Here is a 16,264-nt window from a genome sequence, read left to right as displayed (position 1 = left end):
CGTCATATGTGTTCCGAGCCTCCACCGCGAGCTGACTAGCATGTCCTCATGTCCACACCCAGCGGGACACCTCAGCCGCGGCCGGTGGCATGCCGACCGGCCGCCAGGGCCAGGGAATTCGATGACATGACCGACGACAGCCTCTTCCCGCGCCGTCTCACACGCGGAACCCGGAAAGGAGACGTCCGGGCGTTCCGACCGGGACGCGGGCCCGGTGCGCCGCGTCTGTCGGTGCTGGCCCCGCTGCTCGGCGCGGCACTCGCCGTGGTTCCGGCGGTGAGCGCCGAGGCCGCCGGGGGCGCCACGCCGACGCCGGTCGCCTCGGCGTCGGCCGGGCCCAAACTGCGGTTGATACCCCCCTCGCTCGACCCCGGGTCCGGCACCTGCACCAAGGCCTCGCCGACCCAGGTGGCCGCCACACCCTGGGCGCAGCTGAGCCTGAACCTGGCGCAGGCGGGCCGTTACACCCAGGGCGGCGGCGTCCTGGTCGCCGTGGTGGACACGGGTGTGGCTCCGCAGGCCGCCGGGCTCGCCGGGCGCGTGCGGGCGGACGGTGCCGCCGCGCAGGACTGCGTGGGACACGGCACGTTCCTGGCCGGGGTGATCGCCGGCTCGGCGGTGCCCGGAAGCGGTTTCGCGGGCGTCGCGCCCAAGGCCCGTATCGTCGCGGAACGGGGCACGGACCAGTGGGGCCGGCCGAGCGCCGACATGGTCGCCGACGGCATCGAGGCGGGCATCGCGGCCGGCGCGAAGGTGGTGGACGTCTCGGCGGCCCTGCCCGCGAACACCGCCCGGCTGCGGGCCGCCATCAAGCACGCCGCCGCCGCGGACGTCCTCGTGGTGGCCCCGGCCGCGCCCGACACCGCGCCGCGGACCGGTTCCGGACAGTCCTCGGCTCCCCCGCCCGCCTCCTACTGGCCGGCCGCCTCGGACGGTGTGCTCTCGGTCATGGACGTGGACATCAACGGTCAACGCCCCGACGGAATCCCGCAGCCGGAACACGCGGACCTGGCCGCGCCCGGCGACGGCATCACCGGGATCGGCCCGAAGGGCACCGGGAACTACGTCGCGAGCGGCGCGTCCGTGGCCACCGCCTTCGTGGCCGGGACCGCCGCCCTGGTGCGGGCCCATCTGCCGCATCTCACCGCGGCCCAGACCGCCGCCCGGCTCAGGGCCACCGCCGCGCACGCCGAGGTGCCGCTGCTCGACCCTTCCGGCGCGCTGAGCACGGTGCTGCCCACGGGGGCGGCACCATCCAGCGAGCCGGACGCCGCGCTGCACCTGCCCGAGGCGGCACCGACGAGTGGTGTCGTCCCCCGGGCCTGGGCGCTGGCGGGAGCGTGCCTGCTGCTGGGCGTCCTGGCGGCCGGGGCCATGGCGGTGGCCCGGGTCCGCCTGTCCCGCCGGACGGCCGGGCAGCGACGGGCCTGAGCCCACCGGGGCTCGCGACGCGGGGCCGGGCCAGGCACTCCCTGCCGAACCCGGCCCCCGCTCATCGCCCTTGGGCGTTCTCCCGCCACCAGCACCGCAGCAGCCACCGAACGCCGTCCTACCCGGCCCTTCACCCCGCCCGGCCCACGCTCACCGGCCCTGGACGTTCCCCCGCCCATCACCCCGGGGCGTCCCCCGCCCCCAGCACCGCAGCAGCCACCGAAGACCGCCCGATACCTGGCCCCTCACCCCGCCCGGCGCCGTCAGTCACCCTTCGGCGGCCTCCGCTCCACGCCATGCCCACCCCGCACACGACCGCACCCCGGCCATCGCGGTGCCTCCCCCGGCGGCCGGGCCGGTCGGACCAGCGACGCGGGGGGACCCACGACGGCGGAACCCGCCCGCACCCCGCCGACCACGCAGGGCACCCTCGCACCCTGCCGACCCCGCTGAGTGCCCCCGCACCCCGCCAGCCACGCGGCGCACCCCCACACCCCGCCGACCCCGCGGAGCACCCCCGTATCCGGCCCCCACCTCGATGCCCGAGGTGGGGGCCGCCGTGGTCAGTGGCCCGTCGGCACCTCCGCCGTCTCGTCCTCCAGGAACGCCGTCTGGATCTGCGTCACGCTGCGGCGCGTGATGTAGTTGCCGCGGCCCGGCGGCAGCACGCGCGGCTTGACGTTGCCGAACACGTATCCCTCGCTGGGCGGGCAGGACAGCAGCAGGCCCGGGGCGTTCACCTCCAGCATGCGCCGCACGAGCGGGTCGTTGACGCCGCGCACCGCGCCCGCCGCGGACCGGGTGACGACCATGTGCAGACCCACTTCGTAGCCGAGGGGAAGGTGTTCCAGCAACGGCTCGAAGACGGTCCGCATGGGGGCGGCGACCAGGTCGTAGTCGTCCACGAGAATGAACAGCCGGGGCCCCGCCCACCAGTCGGCCAGTCGCATCCGGGCAGGTGTGATCTCCGGACCGGGCGTGCGGGTCTTCAGGGCCCGTGCCACGCCCTGCACGTACTCCTCCAGTTGGTCCACCGAGACCGCGTGTCCCAGCCGGTACGCCTCGGGGACCGACTCGACGAGTTCGCGGCGGAAGTCGACCGCGAGGATCCGTGCCTCGGCCGGGGTGAACCGCTCGGTCACCGCCTTGGCGACCACGCGCAGCAGGTTCGTCTTGCCCGACTCGGTGTCGCCGAAGGCCACCAGGTGCGGGGTCTCCGCGAAGTTGTGCCAGGCGGGAGCCAGTTGGTTCTCCTCGATGCCGAGCGCGATCTGCAGGGGCCGCCCCTCGGGCACGGGGGCGAGGTCGCGGGCGTCGAAGAGCGTCGGGAGCATCCGCACGGGGGGCGCTGTGGGACCCTGCCAGCTCTCGGTCACGGCCTGGACCAGGTCGGCGACGCCGTCGCCGAGGTCGGCGGGGTCGTCGACGCCGTCGATGCGCGGCAGCGCGGTGAGGAAGTGCAGCTTCGAGTCGACCGTCAGGCCCCGGCCGGGAATGCGCGGGATGCTCTTGGCCTGCCGGATGTCGATCATGGAGTCCAGCGGGTCGCCCATCCGCAGCTCCAGCTTGGTGGCCGACTGGTCGCGGACCGCGGCGGTCAGTTCGACCCAGCGGGTGGTGGTGGTGACCACGTGGATGCCGTAGTTGAGACCGGTCGTGGCGAGCTGGCCGATCACCTGGACGTGGTCCTGGAAGTCCTGCCGGACGGTCTGCCATCCGTCGACGACCAGGAACACGTCGCCGTGCCGCTCCTCGGGGAACTCGCCCGCCGCCCGGCGGCGGCGCAGCGTGGCCATCGAGTCGATGCCGTGCTCCAGGAAGAGCCGCTCGCGGTGGGCGAGCAGCGTCATCATCTCGGCCAGGGTGCGTCCCACGCGCTCACCCTCCAGCCGGCCGGCGACGCCGCCGACGTGCGGCAGGCCGGCCAGCGAGGCGAGCGAGCCACCGCCGAAGTCCAGGCAGTAGAACTGCACTTCGCGCGGGGTGTGGGTGAGCGCCAGCGCCGTGATCAGGTCGCGTACGAGGGTGGACTTGCCGCTCTGCGGCCCGCCGCCGATGGCCACGTGGCCGCCGGAGCCGCTGAGGTCCACCATCATCGGCTCACGCACCTGCTCGAACGGCTTGTCCACGATGCCGAGCGGAACCCGCAGCTTGCCGCGGCCCTCCCAGTCGGCGGTGGTGAGCCCGAGTGCGGGGTCCGGGACCAGCGGGGGCAGCAGCGCGTCGAGGGTGGGCGGTGCGCCGAGCGGCGGCAGCCACACCTGGTAGGCCGGCGGCCCGGCGTCACGCAGCTTGTCGATGGCCACCGCCATCAGACTGGTGTCGTCCTCCTCGTCCCCTTGCGCGCCGGCGGCCTTGTCCGGTTCCTCGGCCGCCGGTTCCTCCCGCGCGTTCACCCAGTCCCCGGTCCAGGGCACCACCTGGCCGGCGATCTTCTCCTGGGCGAGCGCGCCGACCCGCTGCCGGTACGGTCCCGACACATAGGCGGCACGGAAGCGGGTGAGCGGTTCCACGCCGCTCTTGAGGTAACCGGCGCCCGGCTGGGAGGGCAGTTCGTAGGCGTCCGGCACGCCGAGCACACCCCGGCTCTCCATCGCGGAGAACGTGCGCAGGCCGATCCGGTACGACAGGTGGCTCTCCAGCTGGTGCATGCGGCCCTCGTCCAGGCGCTGCGAGGCGAGCAGCAGATGGACGCCCAGGGAGCGGCCGAGCCGGCCGATGGCCACGAACAGGTCCATGAACTCGCGGTGTGCCGAGAGCAGTTCGCTGAACTCGTCGACGACCACCAGCAGGCTGGGCAGCGGCTCCAGGTCCGCTCCGGCGGCGCGCGCCTTCTCGTAGTCGAGGGCGGAGGTGTAGTTGCCCGCGGCGCGCAGCAGTTCCTGGCGCCGCTGCATCTCGCCGCGCAGCGCGTCCTGCATGCGGTCCACCAGGGCGGCCTCGTCGGCGAGGTTGGTGATGACCGCGGAGGTGTGCGGGAGGGCGTCGAAGCCGAGGAAGGTCGCGCCGCCCTTGAAGTCGACGAGGACGAAGTTCAGCGTCTCGGACGAGTGGGCGAGGGCGAGGCCCAGGACCAGGGTGCGCAGCAGTTCGCTCTTGCCGGAGCCGGTGGCGCCGATGAGCATGCCGTGCGGGCCCATGCCGTCCTGCGCGGACTCCTTGATGTCGAGCTCGACCGGACGGCCGTCGGCCCCGATCGCGATGGGCACGCGCAGCCGCTTGTTCTGCCCGGCCCGCCGCTCCCAGTACTCCCGCGGCGAGTAGCGGTGCAGGTCGGTGATGCCGAGAAGGGCGGTGAGCTGGATGTCGGTGGACAGCGGCTGCGCGATCTGCGCGGTGACGCCGGTGCGCATGGGCGCGAGCTGGGCGGCCAGGGACCGCGCGGCGGCGGGGCCGAGCCGGTCGGCGCGGCCCAGCGCGATCGCCGTCTCCTTACGGTTGCGGTCGGTCCGTACGATCTTCACCTCGTCGTACGCCCCGGCCGTCCCCGCGGTCCCCTCGGCCTCCTCCACGAGCAGGCGCAGCACGGTCCGGCCGGGCTTCCAGGCCAGCGTCTCGGAGACGTCGAGCACCACGGTGTTGCGGTACCCGGCACGTTCGAAGCGGTGGCCGGAGGGGACCTGACCGCCGTCCAGGACGACCACGACGTAGGGCTCGTCCTTGGTCGGTGACGCACCCGCCTCGAAGACGCCGCGGTCGGTGAGTTCCGCGCCCAGCAGGTCCTCCAGCTCGGCCACGGTGGACGTGATCAGCCGGGCCGGTCCCGCGCCGTCGGACTCCTTGGGGTGCAGCGCGTGCGGCAGCCACTTCGACCACTCCCACTCCACGCGGTTCTCCGGCGCCACGCAGAAGGCGATCACCAGGTCCTGCGGGGTGTGCAGCACCGCGAGTTGGGCGAGCAACGCCCGCGCCGTCGCGAGCACCTTCTCCCGTTCCCCTCGGAACATGATGCGCGCCCAGGCCCGCAGGAACACGGCGATGGGCTGCTCGGGCACGGTGGAATAGGCGTTGATGAAGGCACGCAGCGCGTGCGCGGACAGCGGGTCGAGGTCCTCGACCGGCTTCGCCGTCTTGTTGACCAGCTGCATCGCGAGGCGCTGCTCGCCGACCGCGACGCGCACCTCCGCGAAATCGTCGTCGGTGGTGCGGCGTTCCCACAGACGGGTGGTCTTCGCGAACGACCACAGCACGGCCGGGTCGGGATGCTTCCAGGCCAGCGCGCGCTGCTGCTCGGTGACCGCGGACCGCACCCGGCGCCGTACACCGCCGAGGTAGCGCAGGTAGTCCCGGCGTACCCCCTGCATCTTCTGCTTGCGCTCGGAGCCGGACTTCACCAGCTGCCCGACCAGCATCATGATCATCGAGAGCAGCATCAGCCCGACCACCAGATAGATGATCGGGCCGGTCCCACTGCCGATACGTGTATACAGCAGCACCATACCGACGGACATACCGGCCATCGGCAGATAGGTGAGCATGTTGGCCGTGGACGACGGGGCCGCCTCCGCGAGCGTCGGTGGTTCCTGGAGCGTCAGCTCACCGTCGGGCAGTTCCGGGCCGCGTCGGCGGGCCGGCCTGCGGAAGAAAACCACACTCACGACTGGGCTCTCCTTCAACTGTGCACAGGGCGGTTCGACAGGGCCCCCGCGCAGGGGTGATGAGGGGCCTGGAGAGCGGGCTCACCACAGGGTGACACCTGAGTGCCTGTCACCGCAGGGGACGATCCCGGCGCCGGGCCGCGGCGGCATCGCAGCCACCCGAGGACACATGTGCTCCCAGGGGCTCGGGTGAAGAAACGCTTCCGGACATGAGAGTATCTGACTCTCAGGTATTTCCGGCTCAGGCATCGCATGGCCTCGACCGCCCTCGCTTCACCCGGCAGACTGAACGCCTGCGCCGCGGTGAGGCGGAGCGTCCCGACCGCTTCGCCCTGCTGCACACGTGTTCTGCGGAGCACGCTGCGGCACGGCCGTGTATCTCTCCACGGAAGGCTGTTGCCCCCCATGAGCGAAGGCTCGCTGAACGGGCTGTGCCGCCTCACGGTGCGCGCCCCCGACAAGACACTCGACCTCGCGGTCCCGGCCGACGTGCCGATAGCCGACCTGCTGCCCGTGATCGCGGGACACGCGGGCGAAGACCTGAGCGAGCACGGCCTGGAACACGGCGGTTGGGTGCTGCAACGCCTCGGCGGCCATCCCCTGGACCTTGAGGGCACGCCCGAGTCGCTCGACCTGCGGGAGGGCGAGACGCTGCTGCTGCGCCCGCACACCGAGACCCTGCCGCCGGTGCGTTACGACAGTCTGCTGGAGGCCGTCTCCGCCGTCGTCCAGCAACTCCCGCACGCGTGGAGCCCGCAGATCAGCCGCTGGGTGCTGCGGGTGCTCATGGCCGCCGCGCTGCTCGGCTGCCTGGTGCTGCTCGTCACGGCGAAGGGCGACTCCGGCGACCGGATCACCCTCGCCGCGGGCGCGGCCCTGCTCGCGCTGTCCGGGGCGGGCTCCGCCGCCCGGGTCCTGGAGGACCCCCAAGGAGGCGTGCTGCTGGGCCTGTTCGGCTCCGCCTTCCTGGCGGTGTCGGGTCTGCTGCTGGTCGGCGGCGGGCAGGCCGGGGACGGCTCGGCCCGCACCGCGGGCGCCCATCTGCTCGCGGCGGGGGCGGCGGGCACCGTGGGCCTGGTCCTGGCCACCGCGGTGGTGACCGGTTATCCGGTCGTGTTCGCGTCCTGCGGAGTGCTGACGCTGGCGGCGGTGCTCGGCGGTGCCCTCATGATCGCTCTCGACGTCTCCGCCCACCGGGCCGCCGCCGCGGTCGCCGCGGGCGCCGTCCTGCTCGGCGCCTTCATTCCGATGATGTCCTTCTCCTTGTCGGGGCTGCGACTGCCCCCGCTGCCCACCAACCCCGGTCAGCTCCAGGAAGGCATCGAGCCACGCTCCGAGGACGACGTCGCGAGCGGCGCCGCCGCCGTGGACCACTGGATGACCGGGCTGTACGCCGCGGTGGGCGTGGTCTGCCTGGCCTGTCTCGCCGCGATGGCCCGGCACCCCGGCCTGCCCGAGACGGTCACCGTGCTGGTCCTGTCGGTGCTGCTCGGTCTGCACGGGCGCAGCCTGGGCACCTCCTGGCAGCGGATCGCGCTGAGCCTGCCCGCGGGCATCGGCACCGTGCTCCTGATCGTCGAACTGGCCGCCCGGCACGGCCGGCACGGGGAACTCCTCGGCATCGCGGCCCTGCTGCTGTGCGCGGCCCTCGCCGCGGTCGTCTCCTGGACGGTGCCCGGTCGGCGGCTGCTGCCGTACTGGGGTCGAGCGGGTGACCTGATCCAGTCCGGCGCGGCCCTCGCACTGCTCCCTCTCGCCCTGTGGGTGCTGGACGTGTACCAGCGCCTGCGCGGCCTGTTCGGCTGAACCGAGGAGGTGTCGTCATGCAGTCCCGACGCGACCAGGTCATCGCCCACCAGTTCCTGGTGTCCCGGCTGACCTCGGGTTTGCTCCGCGCGGATCCCGATGTGACGGAGCCGCCCACCCGGCGGACCAACCGCGGTATGACCTACGGAATGGTGATCGCCGCCGTCGTGTCCGCCGGATCCCTGGTGTTCGGCCTGGTCAAGCCCGGCGGCAACACCACCTGGGAGAGCGGCAAGGCGCTCATCGTCGAGAAGGAGACCGGCACCCGGTACGTGTACGACGGCCGGCTGCACACGGTGCGCAACTACCCTTCCGCGCGTCTGCTGCTGGGTGCCGGCATGACCACCGTGTCGGTGTCCGCGAACTCCCTGGGCTCGGCCCGGCACGGCACCGAGGTCGGCATCCCCGGTGCCCCCGACTCGCTGCCCACCACGGAGAACCTGAACAGCCACCCCTGGCAGGTGTGCGCGGCCACCACCACGACCGGTTCCGGAGCCCGCAAGCCGCTGACGGTCCTCGCCGTCGACAGCGCGCAAGAGGGCACGGGCGTACGGGAGGGCCAGTCCGTGCTGGTCAAGGGCCCCGACGGCAACGTCTATCTGCTGTGGCAGGACAACCGGTTCAAGGTGGCCGGCGGTCAGGATGCGCTGGCGGCGCTCGGCTACGGCGGCGCCACCGCCACCACCGTCTCCGCGGCGTTCCTCGACGCCGTGCCCGCCGGCCCCGACCTGGCGGCTCCCCCGGTGACGGGTCTGGGCGACAGCGGTCCGGCGCTGGACGGCAAGGCGACCCGGGTCGGCCAGGTGTTCACCGTCCAGACCCCCGGGTCCGCCAAGCGCTACTACGTGCTCGGCGGCGACGGTCTCACCCCGATCACCCCGACGCAGGCGGCCCTCGCCCTGGGCGACCCGGAGGTCAAGCAGAAGGCCTACCGGGGAGCCGTCCCGACGGAGGTGGTCCTGTCGGCGCAGGCACTCGGCGGCGCGCTGGCACCCTCGGGTTCGGCGACCAGCGCCGCTGTACGGCGGGCCGGTTCGCAGCTTCCGGGGCAGCCGCCGGCCCTGCTGGGCGTGCCCGAATCCTCCGGTGTGTGTGTCGGTCTCGACGCCGAGGGGGCGAAGAGCATCCGGGTGACGCTCTCGCTGGTGCCGGGGAAGACGGTCGTCGAGGAGGCCCTCCCGCCGCTGAAGGCGCTGGCACCCGCCTGCCTGCCCGTCGACGGCATCGCGGTGGCGCCGGGCAGCGGAAGTCTGGTGCGCGCGCTCAACAGTTCGGGGGGCGGTACGGGAACCACCACGTATCTGGTCACGGACAACGGGGTGAAGTACCGGGTGCCCACGGCAGACGCCGCGAAGGCGTTGGGGTACGACCTGTCCGCCGCGGAGGGTCTGCCCGCCCCGCTGCTCGACATGCTCCCCACCGGCCCCGACCTGTCCGCGGAGGCCGCGGCGACGGGCCGGGCGACGGCCACGGGCTCACCTGTGTGTGAGCAGGGCAACAAGGGAAACGCGAAGGCGGGTTGATGTCGCAGCGGATAGTGTGAACCAGTCCAGGCACGTATCTCGTCTTCAACAGTGGCGGCGGAGGTGTCGGCATCGCGACACCTCCCGTCGGCCGCATGGCCGCTCCGGCCTACCGGAGCACCTCACGACACCGCGGAGAGGAACCATGGACACCAACAACCAGAAGTCAACAAAAGAGGCCTACATCAAGTCCATCGGGTTTCTGGAGCAGGCCCGCAAGGGGCTCCAGTCCACGCAGGACGTGGTCAGGTCGCACCGAGAGTCCCTCGCCACGCACTACCAGGGCAGGGACGGCGTCGCGTTCGGGCAGGTGATCGACACCTGGCTGGAAGAGGTCGACCGGATCATGAACACCTGCATCGCGATGGAGAACACGCTCGGCGAGAGCATGCAGCGCGACGAGCACGTGCAGGAGTCCAACTTCCAGGCCGTGGTCAACAGCGGTGGCGGCCTGACGGGTTTCGGCGAGGGCGTCACGCACGTCGCGCCCTCGGTCAGCTCCACCGCGGACAGCACCTACGGGGCGCTGGTTCCCTGACCCTGACCCGGCCGCGGGCCGGTCAGCACCACATCGCAGTACACCCACGACTTCCAAGGAGAAACCGTGTCGGACGGCATTGACATTGATCACCTGCAGGTCGGCCAGTCGGTCGCGGCCATGCAGGAGCAGACCCGGGCGATCGCGAGGACGATGAGCGAGCTGGAGACCAACATCGGCACCGTCATCGGCGCCTGGACGGGTGCCGACAGCAACGTCTACTACCAGCGGGTCCTGCCCACCTGGCACACCGAGGTGGACAACCTGTCGCTCATCCTCGAGCGGTTCTTCACGACGCTGAACGACGTCTCGGACAACTACAAGAAGGTCGTGCAGACGAACGCACAGGGCTTCATGGACATCCGGATGTAACTCCTCTCAACAACACGTCGAAGCGGTAGGAAGGCGCACATGCCCGGTAGCGAGAACCACCACCTGGACCAACTGGATTTTGCGGCCCTGCAAAATTTCATCGACACCGACGTCAGCGGCTTCCTCCGCGCGATCGACAACATGCGGTCCGTGGACGCGCACCCCACGTCGCTCTACGACGTCAGCAAGAAGCCTCAGGTACTGGCCATCGGCCCGATGGCGGGAGACGACCAGACCGGCGGCAAGAACATCTGCGACAACGCGAAGAAGGCCGCCACCGCGATCGACGAGGTTCTCAATCGTCACAAGGCCGGGTTCACCAAGCTCCAGGCCGATCTGCGGAACGTCATCACGACCATGAAGGACGCGCAGGCGCACAACCTCTCGCAGGTCGAGTCGCAGAAGTTCATGAAAGCGATCAGTGACTACCAGACAGCCATCGGCGGCAGTTCGGGCACCGGAACGGGCAGTGGCACCGGCAACGGCCAGAACTCCCTGGGCATCTGACAGCCAACGATATCCCGGAGTAGTAGGACCATGGCCGCGCAAAGCTGGGAAGACATCCTCCACCTGTTGACCAACTGGTCGCTGGTCACGCGTTCCGACGTCACCAAAGTCACCGGCGACAGTGGCATCCCCTGGGTCAATTACGCGTACAAAAGGGGCGGAAAGACCTTCGACAGCAGCGATGACGTCTTCGCGTGGATCGTGCCGCAGAACCCGAACAAGGGATTCCATTTCGAGTTCTACACGGCGGTCGACGGCCCACGTAAGTGCCGGGTCGACATCACCTACATCGATGATCCCTCGTATCACCGCTACTGGGGTGACTCGGACGGCGTTCTTTCCAGCCTGCTCACGAACTACTCCTCCGCGAAGGGCGACATCAGCGTCAGTGGCGACGGAGCGCCGGCTGTCGACGGGGTGCAGCTCAAGACGTTCGCCGAGCTTGCCTGGTCCTTCGACGCCGCAGGGGACTTCTTCAAGCAGCAGACCGCGGTCCTGGCGGACTGGAAGCATCAGCTCGGCAGCGAGCAGGCGTCCTGGAAGGGGAACGCGGCGGGGGCCTTCTGGCTCCTGATCGACGACCTCCACAGGAAGTACGAGAACTACACCTCACAACTTCAGCCGCCGGGATTCAGTCCGCAGCACAGGTCCCCCTCCACCGGATTCGTCAGCAAGACGCTGCACGGGGACGACCTGATCGGGGCCGAGCAGTCCCTGTACAAGGCGTACACCGACCTGCACAAGATCTACAGTGATTTCTACTGGCAGCAGGGAAAGCCCATCAGCACCACCCTGCCGGACGGCTCGACCACGCAGCAGCCGATCCCGGCCGATCCCCTGGACGTGCTCAACCAGGTGTTCGTCGAGATCGGACGCTGGATCATCGACAACAACGCCCGGCAGATCGAAGCCGACATGGGCGATTACAACGACATCACCGGCGCGCACGTCAAGCCGGGCTTCAGCGAGCACATCACGTGGGGTGGACTGACCGACACGGCGACCTGGCACGCGGCGGTCAAAGAAGCCCAGAACCGCTGGACCACCAACATCGAGACCAATCTGGACGCACCTGCCCGGCAGGTGCTGGAGACCCTCCAGAAGGACTGGTCACGTGTCCTCGATCCGTCGTGGAACCCCGCGTACTCCTTCAGCGACACCAGTTCCACGCTGACCTCGGACGTGCAGCAGGAGACCAGCGACAAGAGCGGCAACGCCCTCGGCGACAGCCTGAAGAACCTCGGGAACGGCCTCAACAACCTCGGCAACGGCCTCAACGACGGTTTCAAGAACCTCGGCAACGGCCTCAACAACAGTTTCGACAACCTCGGCAACGGCCTCAACAACGTCGGCAACGGCCTCAACAACGGCCTGTCGAACCTCACCCACCAAACCGGCGACGGCGGGTTCTCCAACCTCCCGACCCCCGGAACCGGTGGGTTCTCCAACATCCCGGCCCCCGGAAACGGCGCGTTCGCGAACGATCTGGCCAACGGACTCGGTGGTGGCGGTGGTCCTGCCCCGACGCCCATCTCGCACATCGGCGGCAACGGCGGTTTCGGCACCGACCTGCCGAACCCCAACACCCTGCTGGGCGGCGGCGGGAACACGCCCTTCGGCAATGGTCTGCCCATCAGCAACATCGACGGCAGCACCACCACCCGTAGCGGCAACGGTGTGATGACCACGTACCCGAACGGCAACACGGTCACCCGCAACGCCGACGGCAGCATCACCTCGACGTTCCCCGACGGAACCAGGCGGACGATCACGCCCGACGGCGCGGTGACCACCGTGGACGCGCAGGGTCACTCCAGCACCAGCCACCTCGGCGTCGGCGAGTCGGTGCACAACCCGGACGGCACGACCATCACGCGCAACGGGGACGGGAGTCTGACCGAGACCGCTTCGGACGGCACCAAGACCACCCACTTCACCAACGGTGCGTCGGAGATCGTCAAGCCCGACGGCGGGACACAGCTGACCTCACCGGACGGCACCGTCTCCCACATCAACTCCGACGGCAGTCTGACCACGCAGAACGCGGACGGTTCGAAGGTCACCGTGCACCCCAACGGTGACGTGACCACCGTCGACGCCCACGGACACTCCACCACCAGCCACCTCGACGCCGGGAAGACCATCACCACCGGCGACGGCAGCACCATCTCCGTCGACGGCAAGGGCGACATCGTCACCCACAACCCGGACGGCAGCACCACGACGCTGCATCCTGACGGGAAGATCACGACCACCGGGCCCACGTCGAACGGCACCCGTGTGAACGGTGGCGGAAACCTCGACGTCCCGTCCGTCCACTACCCCACCACCGGTGGCGGAGGCGCGATCAAGTACACGCCGGACGGCACCTCCATCACCACCCACCCCAACGGCGTCACCGAGTACAAGCACTCGGACGGCAGTGGACTGGTGACCACGTCGGACGGGCGGTTCCAGACGGTCCCGAGCCCGCAGAGCGCGGCGGCGGAGGAGGCCAACAAGGCCGCGGCCGAGGCGGCGGGCGTGGGCATGGGCGTGGGCGCGGGTGCCGGTGGCGCCGCCGGCGCTATGACCGGGGCGGGTGCCACGGACAGCCAGAGCGCCATGGGGCTGCTCTCCCCCATGATGATGATGGCCGGCATGAACCGCATGGGCGGCCAGCAGGGCGGCCAGGGTGGCGGTGACCGGGAGCGCAACCTCTACGACGGCAACGACATGGACGGTGCCGTCATCCAGCACGGCATGTCCCCGTTCGCCGCCCGTGCCACTGCCGAGGAGCCGGAGGAGTGGGAGGAGGAGGAGACCGACTCCGACGAACTCCTCGGCCCGCGCCGCCCGTCCACCGAGTCCGGCTACGGACCGGCCGGCGGCTCCCGGCAGGCGACCGACAGTGCCGCCTGGAAGGGGAAGGGCAAGGACGTCTGGGGCACCGAGGAGGGCGGGCTGCCCGCCTCGATCGGCTACTGAACCCGGGGCACCCGACAAACGGAGAATCCATGAGTTCATCACTGCAAGAACAGCAGCAGCAGGCGCTGGCCGAGTTCATGAAGACGCGCGAGGCGCTCATGGAGGCCAGGAAGGAGATCCAGTCGATCTCCGTCACGGCGCGGTCGCGGGACGGCGCCGTGGAGGTCACCGTCGGCTCCGACGGGACGCCGTCCGGACTGCGCTTCCCCAACAACAAGTTCAAGGAGATGACCGGGCAGGCACTGGCGGCCAGCGTGCTGGAGGCCATGTCGGCGTCGCGGGCCCAGGTGACATCGCGTGCCATGACCCTCATCCAGGCCGCGGGCGGCAGCGCTCCGACGACCCTGGACGGCGGAGTGCTCGACCGCGTCGACCTGGACAAGCTCCTCGACGGCGGATCGCTGGAGGAAGTCCTCGCCCCGCGGCCCGCCGGAGGTGACAAGCGTGGCTGATGACAACGTCTTCGTAGCCGACCCCAGCCGTATCCAGTCCGGCGCCGGCGCCACCGACCAGGTCGCGGAGGCGACGGACCGCGCCGCCGAGCAGTTCGCCGAGGACACCGCCTTCGACCCGGCGGACCCTCCGTGGGGCAACGACTCGTACGGCAAGCAGTACGTCCAGAACTACGTCCCGTTCCACAACCTGCTCAGGGACGGCATACGCGACCTGGCGCAAGCCATGGAGGGTGCCGCGCGCCTCACCCTGAGCTCGGGCAAGAACTTCGAGAAGACCCAGACCGACAACACCAAGGCCATCCACGACCTGCCCACCCCGCACACCCACATCTGACGGGCTCGTCGGCGGCCTGCCGAGCAGGTGTCACCAAACGAAGAGGACCTCACCGCACCGGTTGCCCGGCGCGGTGAGGTCCTCTCGTGTGATCGGGTCCGGTTACTTCTTGGACCACTTCTGGTTGTCGGTGCCGGCGCAGTCCCACAGTTGCAGGCGTGTGCCGTTGGCGGTCCGCTGGTCCTTCACGTCCACGCACTTGTCGGCGAGGACGCTGGTCAGGTCCTGCCGGAAGTTGAGCCGGAACTGCTGGGCGGGGCCGCCATTGCAGTTCGCCAGCTGGACGACCGTACCGTTGGAGGTGGAGGCGCCCGCGGCGTCCATGCACAGGCCGAAGGCGCGGATCGTACCGTCGGAGGCGAAGGTCCACTTCTGCGCGGCCGAACCGGAGCAGTCACGGATCTCCAGCGGGGACCCGTCCTTGCCCTGGCCGCCCGCCACCGTGAGGCAGCGGCCGGAGGCGTGGCTGAACACCATGACACCCGAACCGCCCGAACCGCCGGAGCTGCCGGAGCTGCCGGAGGTGGACGGAGCCTTCGTGTGACTCGGGGCCGCGGGGGCCTCCGTGGCATGGGTGGCGGGGTGGGTCGCGGTGGAGGAGGTACTGCCGCCCCCCGTCTTGCCGTGGCTCTGCGAGGCCGACGACCCCGACGAGGAGCCGTGCGAGCCGCCCCCGCTCGCGCTGGTCCCGGCATGCTTCCCGTGTCCCGCCGGGCTCGGGTCGCCGTGCCCCGTGGAGGCGTGGCCGTCGGCGGCACCCGACTTGTGAGCGGACGGCACCGGGAGCGCACCGGGCACACCCGCCTGCGGGCCGCCGTCCGTAGCCGGATCGAGCAGGGTGGCGGCGGGGTCCGGTGCGGCGCGGTCATGACCGCCGCCACCGCCACTGCGCAGACCGACCAGGACACCCGCCACCAGGACGACGCCGGTGACCGCGGCGACGGTGAGCAGGGTGCGGTGGGAGCCGCGCAGCAGAGCACGGGCACCTCGTCCGGCTGCTTCCGTCCGCGTGCTGCCTTCGGCCACGCCGGCGGCCTCGCCGGCGGCCTCGCCGGCGGCCTCGCCGGCGGCCTCGCCGGCGGCGGCGCCACCGGTGTCGGGGTCCGCCTTCGCGGAGACCAGGACGTCCGGGTCGCGACGGCTTCGGTCGGCGCCGTCCTCACCCTCCGCCGTGGCGGTGGCCGGCGTGCCGGACGGCGTGACCGTCTCGGCCGCAGTGGTGCCGGTTCTCCGCCGCGAACCGCGCGGTGACAGCAACGAGAGCGGCGAGGAGGCGGCCACGCCTGTGGTGGGCCGCGTCTCGGCTTCCCGGGAGTCGGTCCGTGGCCGCGTACCGCTCTCGGCCTCGGTCTCCGCGCCCTCTTCTGCGGGCTGGAGCGACGGCGCCTTCCGCGGGTCCTTGGTCTTCGAGCCGGTGGGTTCCTTGCGTCCGTCCGGCGTGCCCTTGGGCACCGGCGGCTTCGTCGCCGATTCCGTGGGCATCGGAGGAACTGGTTCCGAGGGGGCGGGGCCGGTGCCGGCTGCCACGCCCGGGATGACTGGTGTGCTTGCCGGAGCCGCGCGGGCGGGCCGCGGCGGATCTGGAGACTTCATGTGCTTCCTTTCGAGGGAGCGCAGGCCGGATCCGGTGCGTCGGGTTTCGGCACACCTACCTACTCCCACAACCACACAACGGATCCGAGGACCGCAGGGTACAGCACGTGTGAGTTACGACTCATCCCGCCGGGGCGACG

Annotated in this window: 11 protein-coding genes; 9 read left to right on the top strand and 2 right to left on the bottom strand. The window is 70.8% G+C overall.

Annotated features, from left to right (window positions below):
* Positions 1-126 precede the first annotated feature (126 nt).
* Positions 127-1,431, top strand: coding sequence for a S8 family serine peptidase (locus tag IE273_RS25150; RefSeq protein ID WP_189817441.1), 1,305 nt, complete (start codon positions 127-129; stop codon positions 1,429-1,431).
* A gap of 563 nt (positions 1,432-1,994) precedes the next feature.
* Here IE273_RS25150 and eccCa read toward each other — a convergent pair.
* Positions 1,995-6,029, bottom strand: a complete 4,035-nt coding sequence (gene eccCa / locus IE273_RS25145) for a type VII secretion protein EccCa (RefSeq protein WP_189817440.1) — start codon at positions 6,027-6,029, stop codon at positions 1,995-1,997.
* Between the two features lie 405 nt (positions 6,030-6,434).
* Here eccCa and eccD point away from each other — a divergent pair, with 405 nt between their 5' ends.
* The 8 genes from eccD (at position 6,435) to IE273_RS25105 (ending at position 14,531) form a co-directional block, all read left to right on the top strand.
* Positions 6,435-7,835, top strand: coding sequence for a type VII secretion integral membrane protein EccD (gene eccD, locus IE273_RS25140; RefSeq protein WP_189817439.1), 1,401 nt, complete (start codon positions 6,435-6,437; stop codon positions 7,833-7,835).
* A gap of 17 nt (positions 7,836-7,852) precedes the next feature.
* Positions 7,853-9,358, top strand: a complete 1,506-nt coding sequence (gene eccB / locus IE273_RS25135; RefSeq protein WP_189817438.1) for a type VII secretion protein EccB — start codon at positions 7,853-7,855, stop codon at positions 9,356-9,358.
* Positions 9,359-9,503: 145 nt separating this feature from the next.
* A complete protein-coding gene (locus IE273_RS25130; RefSeq protein WP_189817437.1) occupies positions 9,504-9,896 on the top strand; it encodes a hypothetical protein in 393 nt (130 codons plus the stop codon).
* 66 nt (positions 9,897-9,962) lie between these two features.
* On the top strand, positions 9,963-10,268 hold the full coding sequence (locus tag IE273_RS25125) for a WXG100 family type VII secretion target (protein ID WP_189817436.1): 306 nt from the start codon (positions 9,963-9,965) through the stop codon (positions 10,266-10,268).
* Between the two features lie 39 nt (positions 10,269-10,307).
* Positions 10,308-10,775, top strand: coding sequence for a type VII secretion system-associated protein (locus IE273_RS25120; protein WP_189817435.1), 468 nt, complete (start codon positions 10,308-10,310; stop codon positions 10,773-10,775).
* 30 nt (positions 10,776-10,805) lie between these two features.
* Positions 10,806-13,742 (top strand): AAWKG family protein, encoded by a 2,937-nt coding sequence (locus IE273_RS25115; RefSeq protein ID WP_189817434.1) that lies wholly within the window; start codon positions 10,806-10,808, stop codon positions 13,740-13,742.
* Positions 13,743-13,771: 29 nt separating this feature from the next.
* Positions 13,772-14,194: a YbaB/EbfC family nucleoid-associated protein gene (locus tag IE273_RS25110; protein ID WP_189817433.1), complete on the top strand. Its 423-nt coding sequence runs from the start codon at positions 13,772-13,774 to the stop codon at positions 14,192-14,194.
* Positions 14,187-14,531, top strand: a complete 345-nt coding sequence (locus IE273_RS25105) for a hypothetical protein (protein WP_189817432.1) — start codon at positions 14,187-14,189, stop codon at positions 14,529-14,531. Before IE273_RS25110 ends, IE273_RS25105 begins: the two co-directional genes overlap by 8 nt.
* A gap of 102 nt (positions 14,532-14,633) precedes the next feature.
* On the opposite strand, the gene IE273_RS43755 is transcribed toward IE273_RS25105, so the two are convergent.
* Positions 14,634-16,013 (bottom strand): ricin-type beta-trefoil lectin domain protein, encoded by a 1,380-nt coding sequence (locus IE273_RS43755; RefSeq protein WP_229887495.1) that lies wholly within the window; start codon positions 16,011-16,013, stop codon positions 14,634-14,636.
* Between the last annotated feature and the right edge of the window lie 251 nt (positions 16,014-16,264).

Source organism: Streptomyces olivaceoviridis (assembly GCF_014650115.1).
GTDB classification, from domain to species: Bacteria; Actinomycetota; Actinomycetes; order Streptomycetales; family Streptomycetaceae; genus Streptomyces; species Streptomyces olivaceoviridis.
The sequence above is the reverse complement of the archived record's forward strand: the minus strand, read 5'-3'. Positions and strand labels throughout refer to the sequence as shown.